Origin of the sequence: Lysinibacillus sp. FJAT-14745 (assembly GCF_001275675.1) — a bacterium.
In the GTDB taxonomy this organism is placed as follows: Bacteria; Bacillota; Bacilli; order Bacillales_A; family Planococcaceae; genus Lysinibacillus.
Window position 1 is genome coordinate 45696 of record NZ_LITM01000001.1, and the last position, 14834, is coordinate 60529.

Annotated in this window: 13 protein-coding genes and 1 pseudogene; 9 read left to right on the forward strand and 5 right to left on the reverse strand. The window is 34.9% G+C overall.

Annotated elements, in window-relative coordinates:
* Positions 1-75: 75 nt before the first annotated feature.
* Positions 76-393, forward strand: a pseudogene (locus tag AMS59_RS00235) (sodium ABC transporter ATP-binding protein); the annotation flags it as partial.
* Positions 394-397: 4 nt separating this feature from the next.
* The gene (locus tag AMS59_RS00240; RefSeq protein ID WP_053481768.1) at positions 398-1012 is read left to right on the forward strand and encodes an ABC-2 transporter permease; all 615 of its coding nucleotides are present in this window, start codon (positions 398-400) and stop codon (positions 1010-1012) included.
* Between the two features lie 35 nt (positions 1013-1047).
* On the opposite strand, the gene AMS59_RS00245 is transcribed toward AMS59_RS00240, so the two are convergent.
* Entirely contained in the window at positions 1048-2682 is a 1635-nt protein-coding gene (locus AMS59_RS00245; RefSeq protein ID WP_053481769.1) for a hypothetical protein, read from the reverse strand.
* A 2-nt stretch (positions 2683-2684) separates the two neighbouring features.
* On the reverse strand, positions 2685-3461 hold the full coding sequence (locus tag AMS59_RS00250; protein ID WP_053481770.1) for an ABC transporter ATP-binding protein: 777 nt from the start codon (positions 3459-3461) through the stop codon (positions 2685-2687).
* Positions 3462-3777: 316 nt separating this feature from the next.
* Here AMS59_RS00250 and AMS59_RS00255 point away from each other — a divergent pair, with 316 nt between their 5' ends.
* From AMS59_RS00255 to AMS59_RS00265, 3 genes are all read left to right on the forward strand, one after another.
* On the forward strand, positions 3778-4479 hold the full coding sequence (locus AMS59_RS00255; protein WP_053481771.1) for a bifunctional 2-polyprenyl-6-hydroxyphenol methylase/3-demethylubiquinol 3-O-methyltransferase UbiG: 702 nt from the start codon (positions 3778-3780) through the stop codon (positions 4477-4479).
* A 263-nt stretch (positions 4480-4742) separates the two neighbouring features.
* Positions 4743-6191, forward strand: a complete 1449-nt coding sequence (locus AMS59_RS00260) for a PLP-dependent aminotransferase family protein (protein ID WP_053481772.1) — start codon at positions 4743-4745, stop codon at positions 6189-6191.
* A gap of 4 nt (positions 6192-6195) precedes the next feature.
* Positions 6196-7104, forward strand: a complete 909-nt coding sequence (locus tag AMS59_RS00265) for a D-alanine--D-alanine ligase (protein WP_053481773.1) — start codon at positions 6196-6198, stop codon at positions 7102-7104.
* A gap of 173 nt (positions 7105-7277) precedes the next feature.
* Here AMS59_RS00265 and AMS59_RS00270 read toward each other — a convergent pair whose 3' ends face one another.
* Positions 7278-8117, reverse strand: coding sequence for a YitT family protein (locus AMS59_RS00270; RefSeq protein ID WP_053481774.1), 840 nt, complete (start codon positions 8115-8117; stop codon positions 7278-7280).
* A 354-nt stretch (positions 8118-8471) separates the two neighbouring features.
* Between AMS59_RS00270 and AMS59_RS00275 the strand changes: the two genes are divergently transcribed.
* The 3 genes from AMS59_RS00275 to AMS59_RS00285 all read left to right on the forward strand — a co-directional run bounded on the left by AMS59_RS00275 (position 8472) and on the right by AMS59_RS00285 (position 10052).
* On the forward strand, positions 8472-9110 hold the full coding sequence (locus tag AMS59_RS00275) for a DUF2975 domain-containing protein (RefSeq protein WP_053481775.1): 639 nt from the start codon (positions 8472-8474) through the stop codon (positions 9108-9110).
* A gap of 12 nt (positions 9111-9122) precedes the next feature.
* On the forward strand, positions 9123-9344 hold the full coding sequence (locus tag AMS59_RS00280) for a helix-turn-helix transcriptional regulator (RefSeq protein ID WP_082337327.1): 222 nt from the start codon (positions 9123-9125) through the stop codon (positions 9342-9344).
* 141 nt (positions 9345-9485) lie between these two features.
* On the forward strand, positions 9486-10052 hold the full coding sequence (locus tag AMS59_RS00285; RefSeq protein ID WP_053481776.1) for a cupin domain-containing protein: 567 nt from the start codon (positions 9486-9488) through the stop codon (positions 10050-10052).
* A 51-nt stretch (positions 10053-10103) separates the two neighbouring features.
* Here AMS59_RS00285 and AMS59_RS00290 read toward each other — a convergent pair whose 3' ends face one another.
* Positions 10104-11579 (reverse strand): serine hydrolase, encoded by a 1476-nt coding sequence (locus AMS59_RS00290; protein WP_053481978.1) that lies wholly within the window; start codon positions 11577-11579, stop codon positions 10104-10106.
* Positions 11580-11723: 144 nt separating this feature from the next.
* Positions 11724-13451 carry an ABC transporter substrate-binding protein gene (locus AMS59_RS00295; RefSeq protein ID WP_053481777.1) on the reverse strand — a complete coding sequence of 576 codons (1728 nt, stop codon included), beginning with the start codon at positions 13449-13451 and terminating at the stop codon, positions 11724-11726.
* Positions 13452-13552: 101 nt separating this feature from the next.
* On the opposite strand from AMS59_RS00295, the gene AMS59_RS00300 reads away from it, so the two are divergent.
* Entirely contained in the window at positions 13553-14833 is a 1281-nt protein-coding gene (locus AMS59_RS00300; RefSeq protein ID WP_053481778.1) for an MFS transporter, read from the forward strand.
* Position 14834: the final 1 nt, after the last annotated feature.

Consider the following 14834-nt stretch of genomic DNA (forward strand, 5'->3'; position numbering starts at 1 on the left):
CCTCCTAACGAAGAATGTACTGTGATTATCACATAGTACAGACAGTGTTAGAAGGTGGGTTGTATTTGGCGCTTACGAACAATTTTCTTTTCGACACATATTACAACAGATTTAGATCGGATTGCGGATTATATTACCTTTATTCATAATGGAGAACATATTTTTACGAAAGAATTTTATAAGATTGAAGAAGAATATGCCATTGTCAAAGGGACATTGGATTTACTGGATCGTGAAACGGAACAAGAGTTTATTTCTATTCGAAAAACGAACATTGGCTTTGAAGCATTAACAGCTGATAAAAATCGTGTCGTAAACATATTTGGAGATTCAGTTATTGTGGAAAAGCCAACGCTCGAAGATATTATGTATTATACGAAGAAAGGATGGTAACTGTATGTTTAACCTTATACTTAAGGATGTTTTAATACAAAAGAACGTAATTTTATTTTACATTGCTACCATAATAGTCTACTTATTTGCAGATGTTTCTCCAATCCTTATTGTACCTTTATATAGTCTAGTATTTATTAATATGACTTTTTCTTACGATGAAAAAGATAATGCTAATATTTTGCTCAATTCGCTCCCATATACGAGAAAGGAAATTGTTACTTCAAAATATGTCGGCGCATTAATATTTACAGCACTATTTTTAATGATTACCTATGTAGGTAATTACCTCATAAATGGAACAGAAGCGTCGTTTCCGTGGAAAGCTATATTGCTAATTATCGGTCTTGTCATGGTCGCTATTTCATTCATGCTTCCAGTCTTTTATAAATTTAAAAGACAATATTTAGTGATTGCTTCAGGTGCTTTAGTTGGCATTTATCTAGTAACGGTTAAGTTGTTTGTCCCTAATTTTAATGAAAAACTAAGAGAATTAACACAAAAGTTCCTAACTTTACAAGAAACGCAAATGTATTTCATAGCTATCCTTACAATCGTTATATTATATATTGGGTCGTGGCTACTATCTATTCGTATATATGAGAGAAAAGCTTTTTAAAATCTTCTAAGAAGAAAAACGGCTTGAGTTCAGGCTCAAGCCGTTTTCGTACGCTTAAACGCAAATTTCCATAGAAGGGAATTTATGATGACAAGCACGATTAAGTAAATGATAGCGCCATAAGAAATATGAGCTGACAGGAAGTAATGTAGACCCGCCAGAACACCTAAAGGGATAAGCAATATAAAAGCTTTCCAACTCTGGGCATCGCCAACTTCATTATAGGGCTTTGTGAACGGAATCTTACTTCCCATGCCGATGTAACAAAGGACGGTGTACATGCAGCTTGTTACTAAAACAATCAATAAATCTGGGATAATTCTCGTACCATAAATGAAGCAAAAAATGATGCTTTGAAAAATATACAATGGAATATACAACTTAATCAAAAATGCTTTTAAGGTACCTTTTTTCAAGTTTGTATAATCTTTGATTGGAAAGACTTTATAGATCCAAGCTGCTTTATATTTTCCTGAATGTCCAAGCATAAGTACAGCTGAAGGAATAATTAGCATGCTGAAATAAATATATAAATAGCCCATGCTAATGGCATAGTCAACAGCTTCGTACCTTGAAAAAGTAAACATAAAAATAAATGGAATAACAAAAGAAAATCCTAAAGATGGATATACTTTCAGTTTAAACTCTCGCTCCTGTTTCATCATAAGAGAGGCGAAACGGTAGAAGGCCCTTTCTTCATTAGTTCTACAAATGATTGTTAACAAAAGCGTTTTAAGTCGATTGTTCTTCTCTTTTTTTGATTTGCTTGTGTTTAATAGTTTTTGCAGATTACGTTCAAAGGTTGGAATCAGCTTTAAATATAGCCATATCGAGATGATTGGCATGACGACAGCAAATATACTGAATACCACTGTAAATAAAGAGTTGTTACCGTTTAGCAGTAGCTCATAAGGAGCGGCAAACCACATAGGAATTAGAAAAATACTCCACCAATGAAACACTACCACCATATCAAAATTAACAAATTCAAAGGATCTAATAAGAACTTGATAGCCAATCATCAACATTAATGATAAGCCGATTTGTACGTAATTGATGATGTCTTTCAGCTTTTCTCCATCAAAGAATCTTAAGATAGTAATATATAAAATAGCGGTTAATACAACTATAAAAATATTAATTAAAACTAGTAAGAACACAGTTGAAATAAAGAATACAATCCCTTGATTAAATAGGCCCACCATAAGGGGAATGGCAGTAAATGCAATAGTTAAATACGTCAAGTAGATGAAAATATGCATAAATTTGGCCGCATTGATCGTTTTAGCAGAGATAGGCTTGGTCGATAGGATACTTCTGTCCCGTACATCCAAAAGTACTGAAGAAAAATCAGAAATCAATGTTGTCATGATGATAAAAATAATCATTGCATAAGCAATACTCATCTGGAAAAGATAGTTTTGACCAAATCCCATAAAAGGAACTAACATAAGTCCCATTAAAACATAAATCCATAAAGATTTGATGTAGCCATTTTTTTGCTCTTGTTTGTTTTTATTGGATGCTTGGTTAAAGATTGTCGGTACTTTACGCTCATCCATTGTTAGTTTAATATGGAGGATTTTTCTCATGATCTCGTAATCGATGCCCATTTTCACAAAAACAAATTGAATTTTATCAAGCAGTTGTAGCGTTTTGAAATCTTTCATGACTATACCTCTTGTACAATAGAAACGAATTTCTCACCAATTTCCTGATGATCATGGAAGCCTGTCAATTGGTTGAAAATCTTTTCCAGAGTCCCTTCGGTATTGTCTGCCTGTAGTTGGGCAAATGTCCCATCGGCAGCAATTTTCCCATCATTCAGCAGGATGATGCGACTACTGATTTTTTCGACAACATCCATAATATGAGAGGAATAAAATATTGTTTTTCCTTGGGCAGCCAGTTGAATCAAAATCTCTTTAAAGATCATCACACTATTCGCATCTAATCCATTGATCGGTTCATCTAAAAATAACAAATCGGGATTATGTATAAGGCTAGCGATAATTAATAGCTTTTGCCGCATCCCTTTTGAATAAGAAGATATCCTTGCATGATACGCTTCACCAACACCAAACAATTCCATTAAGGATTTTGATTTATCCGCAGCGACTTCTAATTCAAGGCCATAAAGCTGGCCGATGAAGGTTAAATACTCGTAACCAGTTAAATTATCATAAACATCTGCTATTTCCGGTACATAGCCAATTCGCCGTCTATATTCAATGCTGTCTTTGCCGATATTCTCTCCGAAAAGCTTAATTTCTCCACCGTAATCGCCTTCGATCCCTAAAATGATTTTGACAGTGGTACTTTTACCAGCACCGTTGGGACCGATATAACCAATTATTTCTCCTCTCGACACGTGTAAGTCGATTCCTTTTAATATTTCCTTACTACCATAACTCTTCGTCAAATTCGCAATCGTCAAGATTTCTTCCATGTTGCAGCTCCTTTCTGTTGATCCTATATTAACGGGCAGTAATTCATCTGGTACCGCCTGTAAAAGCCCAATCGCTGAAGACTAATAATCGGTGAATGATGAAGAAAACCCCACCAATTAAAGATTCACTTTATCTTATGTTTAGTGTAATTGATTTAGATAAAATATCCATAAATATAATATAACATTTAAAAATGTTGCAATATCCCTTTTTGAATTGGGATCGGTTTATTTCCAACATTTCCTAACTTTGCTTTATAATTAATGGATAGAATATTTTGTTTTTTGAAAAAATGGGCCAAGCAGGAGGCGTAAAATGCTAATCAAATCAAATGAACAATTGCTAGTTGTATTAGATAATTTATTACGTGAACCGCAAGGATTTTGGGATGGATTTTATGATCAAACATTTAAAAATGTACCTTTTTTTGTTAATAAACCGGATGAAAATCTAGTAAGCTATTTTGAAAAAAAGGTGATTCGGCCAAATAGAGTTTTAGAGTTAGGTTGTGGCGCAGGACGAAATGCTATTTACTTAGCAAAACAAGGCTGTTCAGTTGTTGGTGTTGACTTATCGGATCACGCATTGCAATGGGCGCAAAAAAGGGTTGATGAAGCAGACGTAAATGTAGATTTCATTTGTGCTAATATTTTTGAACTGAATCTACAAGAAGAGAGCTTTGATTTTATTTATGATTCAGGTTGTTTTCATCATATAGCACCTCATCGTCGTATGACGTATATTGAATTGATTCATAAATTATTGAAGCCTAATGGTCACTTCGCTTTATGCTCATTTGAGGAACATGGTGCATATGGTGGTTCAGCCATCTCAGATGAAGAAGTATATATAAAACGTAGCTTAGAAGGCGGATTAGGGTATACCAAAAATCAACTAATAGAAATATTTCAATCATTAGAAGAAATCGAAATACGGAAAATGATAGCCATATCTGATGAAGATCAATATTTCGGTCTAGAAGGATTTTTAGTAGGTTTATTTAAAAAGAATCCATGAGGAGGTAAGAGAGGCTAGGTCCTTTCAATTATTCTCGGGAAATAATTACGATTAATTGCTTAAAGAACGGGCTGATAGAAAGGACTTCAAAATGTATTTTTATCCTCAATTATAATTAGCCTATAATAGGTGCAATTCTTCATTTTGAAGGATTGCATTTTTTGCGAGCTAGAAACCATACCACAACGAAGGGAAAAACCCTTTACTGTGGACCTTTTGAGTTAGATACGGTTATGCAAAAATAAAGCAAGGGGGTCAAGGAAGTGTTTAATGATTTTAAGCTTATCGATAATCGTCCGGTTTATATTCAATTAAAAGATTATTTGAAAGAAAAGATTATGAAGGGACACTTGCTGGAGCATCAGAAGCTTCCATCTACCCGTGAACTTAGTAAATTATTATCGATCAGTAGAAATACGGTACTGAATGCATATGCAGATTTAGAGCAAGAGGGCATTATTTATGCTGTGAAAGGAAAAGGGAATTTTGTAGGGAAAGTCGAAACGTTGAAAGCCTCATCTGTCGAATTTAATTGGAAGGAGAGGCTGAATAACGTTACTTTGTTAGCTGATGAATTAGATTTAATGAAGCAAGATATTCATTGGGAAAAAGGGATGATTTCCTTCAATAGTGTTGCCCCTGAAGAAAAGCTTTTTGATGTTGAAAATTTTAAAAGAGCCTTTCTGACCCGGATGTCACTTGAAGGAGATATCGTTTTGAATTACGGATACGCAAAGGGCTATAAACCTTTAATCGAATACCTTCTTCACTATATGGAAATGAAGGGTGTAGATATTTCTAATAAGGACATTTTGATTACGAATGGCTTTACCGAGGGATTGGATATTTTATTATCTTCTTTAGCGAAAAAATCTGGACGTGTTATTTGCGAAAATCCTACCCATCATGCCGCATTAAAGCTTTTTCGCTTACATGGATTTGATATCCACGGAATCGACATGAAAGATGACGGTATCGATATTGAACAAGTTGAGAAAAGCTTATCGGAAAAGGAATTTGATTTTGCCTACTTCATCCCGTCCTATCATAATCCGACAGGTATTGTGACATCCTCTGAAAAAAGAGCTGAAATTATTAGGCTTTTTTCGCAATATCAAATTCCGATTGTGGAGGATGGCTTCAATGAGGAATTACGTTATTCAGGTTCGCATTTAGCGCCGCTAATGACTTTTATCGGTGAGGGCAACAATGTTATTTATATTAGTAGCTTTTCTAAAATTCTTTTTCCGGGCTTACGTGTTGGATGGATATTAGCGGATAAGGAGCTCATCCACTGTCTGGAAAGTATGAAAAGAGCACGTACTATTCATACATCAACACTAGATCAGGCTGTGCTTTATCAATATTTACAGGATGGTTATTTTGAAAAATATTTAAAAAAGGCTAAGTTCGTATATAAGAAAAAATATGAAATAGCGCGTCAAGCTTGCCATCAATACATTCCATTTAAAAGAATGACAGGAGATGGTGGACTTCATCTCTTTATTGAGCTAGAGGAAGGAATGGATGCTCGTACACTATTGAAGAAGTGCTATCAAAAAGGAGTTGTTTTTTATCCTGGTGACGTTTTTTACAGCAATGGCGAAGGCAGCAACACATTTCGATTAGGATTTTCTCGGCTTAAAGAAGAGGATATTGTGCGTGGTATTAAGATTATTGGTGATACCTTGAAAAATGAACTGGGGAGTTGAACATATGAAAGTTGGCGTTATTATGGGGGGCGTTTCCTCTGAAAAGCAGGTCTCTATTATGACAGGGGAAGAAATGATCGCTCATTTAGATAAAAATAAATACGAAGTGGTAGCTATTGAGCTAAATGAAAATAACACGTCAGAACTCATTGAAAAGGTGAGAGATATCGATATTGCTTTATTAGCACTACATGGCAAATTTGGGGAGGATGGCACGATTCAAGGTGTACTAGAGACTATGGGCGTTCCATATACAGGTAGTGGTATACTTTCTAGCAGTATTTGTATGGATAAAAATATTTCGAAAAAAATTCTACGTTATGAAGGCATTGAAACACCAGACTGGCTCCATCTTTCGAATAGCGAGGAGCTTCAGTTCGATGAATTAGACAAAATGGGCTATCCGCTAGTAGTAAAGCCTAATTCAGGTGGCTCCAGTGTAGGAGTAAAAATAGTTAATGATAAAGATGCCTTACTAACATCGATTGCGGAAGTATTCAAATGGGATGCTGAAATTATTATTGAAAAATATATAAAAGGCGAAGAAATTACCTGTCCTATTTTAGACGGGGAGCTATTACCGATTATTTCGATTCGACATACAGCACAGTTCTTTGACTATAAGGCGAAATATGAGGATGCCGCTACGATAGAGGAGGTTGTAGAACTTCCACCTGCCATACATGAACGTGTAGCTGAAGCCGCAAAAGCCTGCTATAGCGCATTAAAATGTAGTGTTTATGCCAGAATCGATATGATGATCAAGGATGGAATCCCATATGTCATGGAAGTTAACACATTGCCAGGGATGACAAAAAACAGCCTACTCCCAAAAAGTGCATCCTCGGCAGGAATAACTTACACGCAACTTTTAGATAGGATTATTGAAATTTCCTTACAGGTTGAGGAATAAAGGCTTCATAGATGCATTTGTAAAACGTATACTATAAGTTGATTGGAGTGGAGGCTGGGCGACTCCTTGGGGATTAGTATGAATAGTTAAGGATTGTTCAATAGAAAAAACACCTATATGTTGATAAGGGATTAACCCTACTTTCAACAAAAGGTGTTTTCTCAGTTGTCTAATTAAGCTTTAGACAATTCAATAAATCCATGTCCAAAGACATCTCGTACATCATGAATAGCAATAAAGGCATCTGTGTCTATTTCTTTGACGATTTTCTTTAGTTTTACAACTTCCTGTTTACTAATGACAATATACAGAATTTCTTTTTGCTCCTTCGTGTAATAGCCGTGGCCAGATAGAACCGTTACGCCTCGATTCATATAACCATTCACATGACTGGCAATCTCTTCTGGATTTTTCGATATAATCGTAACTGCCTTTTTCGGGTTTACACCTTCAATCACAAACTCCATCACCTTTGTTCCAACATAAAGCATAATAACAGTAAGCATTAATGCTTCTGCCCCGATAATAAAATAAGATGAAAAAGCAACAATTAAATCAAAAAACAATAAACCGTAACTAATACTCCAGCCTAAATATTTGTTCGTCATTTTAGCTAAGATTGTTGAACCTGCTGTTGTTCCACCAACTCTGATAATTAAGCCTATACCAACTCCAGCAAACACCCCGCCAAAAATAGCATTCACAAGAATTTCATTTGAAGAAATCGACCACGATTCTGTTAAATGTAAAAACAGTGAATGGAGGGATACAGCAATAATCGTATAAATAGTCATTTGCCTACTTAAAAATTTATAGCCAACTACTAATAAAGCTGCGTTTAGCGCAAAGCTCACAATACTGGGCGACCATCCAAACAGATAATAGGCGATAATCGTTAAACCTGTTACGCCGCCTTCACCTAAATCATTAGGTATAACAAATAAGTTTACAGCGAGTGCAAAAAGCAGCGCCCCGACCGTAATCATTATAAGATCCATAATGAACTTCTTCATATATACACCACCAAAACAAATTGATTTTTTCCTAAATACATACTATATCAAGTTCTGAACATTTTATATACTTTTTGGAATGTTCGTTTATGATAAATCTATAATTGTTAGTATGTCCTTAATTAGAGCAAAAGTCGAATTGAAAAAAATAGTTCATGAAGCTGCAATTAAATAGATATGTGGAATCATGCTGAAATCGGCTTATAATATATACTATATCCGAACTTAAAGTTTGAAGTTAGAGCAATTTAAAAAGTAATCTTTAAAATAGGGGGTGCAATAAAATAACCTGCAATAATTGGGGAAGGAATATAAATAAAGAATGAATAATAATAAGGGGTGTTAGAAGCAGTTATGGATCAATCGTTAGCAATTCGTAATATTAAAATGAGTTTAAGAATATTAAATGTATTATTAATAGCCACTATAGTAATCATATCATCATGTATCTTATTACTTTTTGGTTTATTAGTTATAGCTTTAACAGTCTCTGGTGAGAAGATCAGTAAACTAGTTTTAGATTCTAACATTGACATTTCTTTTAAATTTAATGGAATAACTGTTTTTTTAAATAAAGATATAATGAGCAATTTTGTTTATGATAAAAGTGAAACGATTGTATTAATTGTATTCTTGACTATCTTTACTGTGGTTATTATGTCAATTCTTGTTTTATTATGGAAGTTTGTTAAATCAGTAATTGATGGGGATGTATTTACTATTAAAAATAGTAAAAGAATTGAGCTAGTGGGATATAGTTTATTAATTTTAAGTTTTTTAAGTAATACGGTTCAAGCATACTTAGTTTCAACGGTATTACATATGTTTTTAAACAATAATGAATTAGAAAATATTGAATGGATTCAATCCGTTTCTTTTAGATTTTTGGATATAAATTGGAGCATACTACTGTGTGGTTTTATAGTTTGGACAATTGGTAGGATATTTAGATATGGCTCTTTTTTACAGGAAGAGTATGATGCAACAGCATAGGAAGTGAAGAAATTGGCGATTATCGTAAGATTGGATCGTGTATTAGCTGATAGAAAAATGCAATTAAGTGAGCTTGCAGAAGCGGTAGATATATCGATTGTCAATTTATCGAATTTAAAAACGGGAAAGGTAAAGGCAATACGTTTTTCCACGCTAAATGCAATTTGTAAAGTATTGCATTGTCAACCGGGGGATATTTTAGAGTATGCTGAGGATGAGGATACCTTTGAGTAAAAAAATATATTGTTTTTTCTAAAATGACTTCAGTATTTTACTGAGGTCATTTTAGATTTTATAGGATGGAAATGCGTATACGTACATTTTTTGAACAAGTTGCATAGGATAACCTTATAATGTGTGAGGGGGATTGAGAAAATGTACTACATTCCTTATTACGGAAACAACATGCCTATGTATAACTATGGAGATCAGCTAGTTTATTGGGCATCTCCTTATCAGACGGGGTACGCGAACAGAGCTGAACCTTCTCGTTTTTCCAATGGTGGAAATATTGTATTAAAAGATTATGGAGCTCAGCCACTTGTCATCAACCTTAAAGATGCGGCTAAGCAAAATGATACGTATCGTACTGCTCTGTGGACGGGAAAGAACTCACAGATTACTTTAATGAGTATTAATGCTGGTGATAATATCGGTTTAGAAGTACACCCAAATGTTGATCAAATTTTATATATTGAACAGGGTGAGGGACTTGCTCAAATGGGCCCGAGTAAAAACAATTTAAACTATGAAAGAAAGGTTTATGAAAATTATGCCGTAGTAGTGCCTGCTGGAACGTGGCATAACGTTACGAATACAGGGAATGTGCCGCTAAAGCTTTATTCGATATACGCTCCTCCAAACCATCCATTTGGTACGGTACATGTTACGAAAGCAGACGCTATTGCCTCGGAAGCAGGCTACGGTCAAGGCAATGAATAATCAATTTTAGATAGGAAGCTTTTTCCTTGATAATCAAAAGACAACTCCTACTTAGAGAAGTTGTCTTTTTTGTCGTCGTTTAAATGAAATATATATAGATAATAAGCCATTCAATGTTAAAAGGGTAACCAGTGCTATGGTCAAAAATGCAATATCAGGAGCAAAATATCTAATAGTGTGCCAAGGTGTTTCTATACTATAGCTTAATAATGGAATGGAGATAATGGCCAAAACTAAAAGTATTAAACCGAATATACCCGACACACCTCTTTTGTTCACATTTTTAGCTTTAACCTTTATTAGAAGATAAATAAACATCACAAAAAGTAAACATAATATAGCGATTGCTATGACTTGAAATGTAGGTTTATATTTAGGTGCATCAACGGGCTCTTTTCCATTTAAAATATCAATAATCCCTTGTTTCAAGTATAGAAGTGACTTTTCCTCTAATATATGACTTTTGTTAGTGAGAATCACACCGCCCCAATCGGTTTCTGGTAGATAAAATACTTCTGAGCGTGCGTCAGGATTTGAACCAGAATGCCATATCATTTCTTCTTTGGATTCTGGATATGAGATTCGTACGCCAAGGCCGTAATATCGATATTTACTAGTTTGAACAAAAGGCGATATATAAAGGTTCAACGCATTTTTACTTAAAAAATTGTTATGATCATGGCGACTAAGAAGTTTAATGTACTGCACCAAATCTGATGCACTTGCAGTAATATATCCATATGGTGTCCCACCGTTATCATATGTGACTGCGCTTTTTACAGGGTGACCAAGCCATGATTGATAGCCAGATAAGTATCCTTTTTCATAGGCCATGCTACTATTAGCGGCTGCATTTTTCATCCCTAATGGAGAAAAAACTTGTTCCTCCATATATTCAGAAAATGGTTGTTTGGTAACCTCTTCGATAAGAGCTCCAAGAATAGAAAAGTTAGCATTACTATATTGATGTTTTTCTCCAGGAGCAGCAGTCAGCTTAATATTCGATAAACTTTCTACATTGTCCTTTATAGCACTCAAATCATTAGATTCCTTGTCCGATATAGCTAAGCCAGAATAAGTGCTGATCCCACTTGTTTGCGTAAGTAACTGTTTAATCGTTATTTGAGAAGCGGCTTCTTTATCTTTCAGGGTAAACCATGGCATGTACTTTTGAACTGGATCATCTAATTGAATAATGCCTGCATCAACAAGTCTCATGATGGCTAAGCCTGTTAGTGATTTACTAATAGAGCCGACTACAAATGGAGTTTCAGCAGTTACCTTTTCTTCGGACTCGCCCGTTACGCCCCACGATTTGGAATAAAAGATAGCATTTTTATGAACAATAGCAATAGATGCCCCAGGAATTCGCTGCTCTTCTAAAAAGTTTTCAACATACTTATCGATAGTACTCTTAATGTCTTGTTCTGCGGCTTTTGTGGAGATTTGTGAGACTGGTTGAAATAGATAAAGCGGAATTAATAATAAACATATTAATATAGTTTTATATAGGGAGATTTTTTTCATTGTTGTTTTCACCTATTTCCTCCGAAAATTTTTCCTTCATAATCATGACCTTTAATCCATGAAGTAAATTTAACAAAAATATACACTTCTTTAAAGTATATGATTTTTGTTGTGAATACTATTCGAAAGAACATAGAATTTCAACTACTTAATCCAAAGCTTTCGGAAGTCTACATAGCCGAACGAATCAAATTGAATATCCTTAATCATAGGATGGAAGATACGGCTTTTAATAGGATGATTTAAATATAAAAATAAATTCTCTTGTCGTATATAACATTCAGCCTCGTCAATCCAAAAGTCTCTTGTCTGCCAGTCTGTTGCCTGCTTTATTTTTTCAAAATAGACATTCAAATTTTCTAAGTGAGCAGTAGATAAAAAACGATTAAAAATAAGTGCTTTATTTAAAAATGCACCTAAAAAAGATAAGTGATGATCCATTGAAGCAACTTCACCCATCATTAATAAATCAGCATCTTCAAGTGAAGGATCGTAGTAATCTGATATTGAGTAGGCTTTAACATTTAAATGAAGACCAAATTTACGAGCTTCTTGTTTGAACCACTCGGCTTCCTCAACACAGTTTTGTGTGTCCAACGTATATACAGTTATTAATTCTCCTTGATATCCGGCATCTTCTAGTAAAGATTGAACGCGCCGAATATCCTTTGTTTGGTGCTTAGATTTCCAAAAGAAATAGCTAGACGCTTCTTGAAGGTTGCTACGACCTAAATCAGTCCACAATTTCTTTACATCCATAAGATGATAAATAGCCTCTCGAAACGCAGCGTTATGAACAATAGTATTACGTTTAAAATTAAATGCCAAAAAGCGAAAGCCCACTTCAATGTCTTGTTTATGTTGGTAAGTTGTAATTGTTTCATGTTGATTTTGCACTTCATACATAGCTGAGTGAGCTGTTTCTATTGGTACACGATAAATTTCAATTTCATCTAATAATGGTCTAGTAAGAAAGTAATTGTCGAACGCTTGGAGAACAAGTAAGTTATCCGTCCGTTTCTTCATTTGAAAAGGACCTGTTCCTATCCACTTATTTTCGTCGAATGGCTCATTGACAGGCAATATAACGAGGTTGTGGAAGCTCAGAAATCTAGGGAAAAGTGCATTTGGTTTAAATAGCTTAAAACGAATCGTAAAAGGGGTAGGACACTCTATTTGCTCTATATCCTCCACAAGCCAAGAATGTGGTGAAGAACTTGTTTTAAAACGATCAAGCGTATAGCGCACATCTTCACTTGTTAATACGTGCTGATTATGAAAGCGGACTCCTTTTCTTAAGTAAAAAGTCCATGTTGTCTCTTCATTGTCACTTTCCCAGTTGTGTGCTATGTGAGGGATTACTGTGTCTTGTTCTTGATTATAGGTTACGAGTGTATCCCCTAGTTGATGAATAATAACGGTCTCAAAGGTAATAGAGGTATGTAATGGATCCATTGTCGTTAATTCTCTAGTTCGAGCAGTCCGTAACACATCCCTTGGTTGTCCGGATGATTGAATACCGAATAAACTTTGAATTTCTTGTGATACATTGGCGATCCATGTTTTCGGAATAGGCAATTGCAATAGTAAAATAACGTCCTCCAATTGATCGCGTTGAACTAGCTGCTTTACGGTATCCTCTATTTCTTGCTGAAAGGGTTTATAAAATACAATTTGTGATGGATTTCCTCTCCCTTTACCCGGAGTATAGATTAACTTGCCTTCCTCTCCGAACTGCTTTAGCCTGCGTTTAACACTTTTTTGTGTACAAAACCATAAGCTCTCCATTTCATAAAGTTTGCAATCAGCAGTCTGTTGCTCTTCTCTAGGATATAAAAAAGCCCTCATCTGGAAATAAGAATAATCCTTCATCATCAATCTCTCCTTATCCACTTAAAAGGGGACATTTATGATTGGATTATACCCTTTTTTTCCACTTTTGAACAAAGCATAATGAGGTGGGGGTGGAAGTAATGTTCAAAAATTTACATCGTAATATTCAAATAAGAATCTACACATCTTTTTTGAGTCGAGTTGTCGGTTCAATGGTTTTTCCTTTCATGGCTATTTATTTTGCAAAAGAGCTGAATGCTGTCTATGCAGGAATTCTTCTTTTCATCCAATTGATTGTTCAATTTATCGCAAGTTTATATGGGGGTTACTTGGCTGACTCAGTAGGCAGGAAAAAAATGATGGTCATTGGGGAATGGATGAAAGTCCTAGCATTTGCAGGGATGATTGTTGCCAATTCACCGGTCTTTACATCTGCTTGGTTAACTTTTTTAATGCTGTTGGTAATGAGTATTTCTACTGGCTTTATTAATCCTGCTGCTGAAGCAATGCTGATTGATGTCAGCACAAAAGAAAACAGGGCTTTAATGTACTCCATCAATTACTGGGCTGTAAATTTATCCATTATGCTCGGATTAATTATTGGCGGTTGGTTTTTCCAAACGCACTTTTTTCAACTGTTAATCTCATTACTGATTATTTCCCTTGTAACGTTGTGGATGACGAAGGTGTTGATTCAAGAAACTTTCAATGTCACAGCAGTTGAGGAAAAAGGAAGTGAAAATTCCTATGGCATAAAATCTATTATACAAAGCTATCGAACTGTTATTACCAATGTGCCTTTTGTGTTATTTACGCTCGGAGGTATTGCTATTCTTTCAATTGAATTTCAACGTAACAATTTTATCGCAATAAGATTGGAAGAGGAATTTCCTAAACGGGCTGTGACATTGTTGGGTAATATAAATATTACACTGGATGGGGTAAAGCTTTTAAGTCTATTAACAGTGGAGAATACGTTGATAATTGTATTTTTTACAGTAGTCTTCACAAAATGGCTTAAAGGAAAATCCGTTCAAAAGGTTATGTATGTTGGATTTTTATTATTCGGATTAGGCTATTCAATTCTTGCCTTCTCAAATAATTTAACGCTTTTGTTTATTGGTGTTGTGGTGCTTTCAATCGGTGAATTAATGTATGTACCTACAAGGCAATCCTTGCTAGCAGAAATTGTAGATGATTCCCGTCGAGGTGCATATATGGCCTTTAATGGATTTGTCTTTCAAATAGGAAAAATAGTTGGTGTTCTCGGAATCATGATAGGACAAGTATTGAACGGAATTGGAATAGGGATTGTCTGTGTACTTTTCGCTTTTCTTGGAATGGTCTTTTCTCGATGGGCACTGATGAAGCGTAATAGAAAGCACAAAGTAATTCTAAAAACTAATATAATTTCGAGGTGAA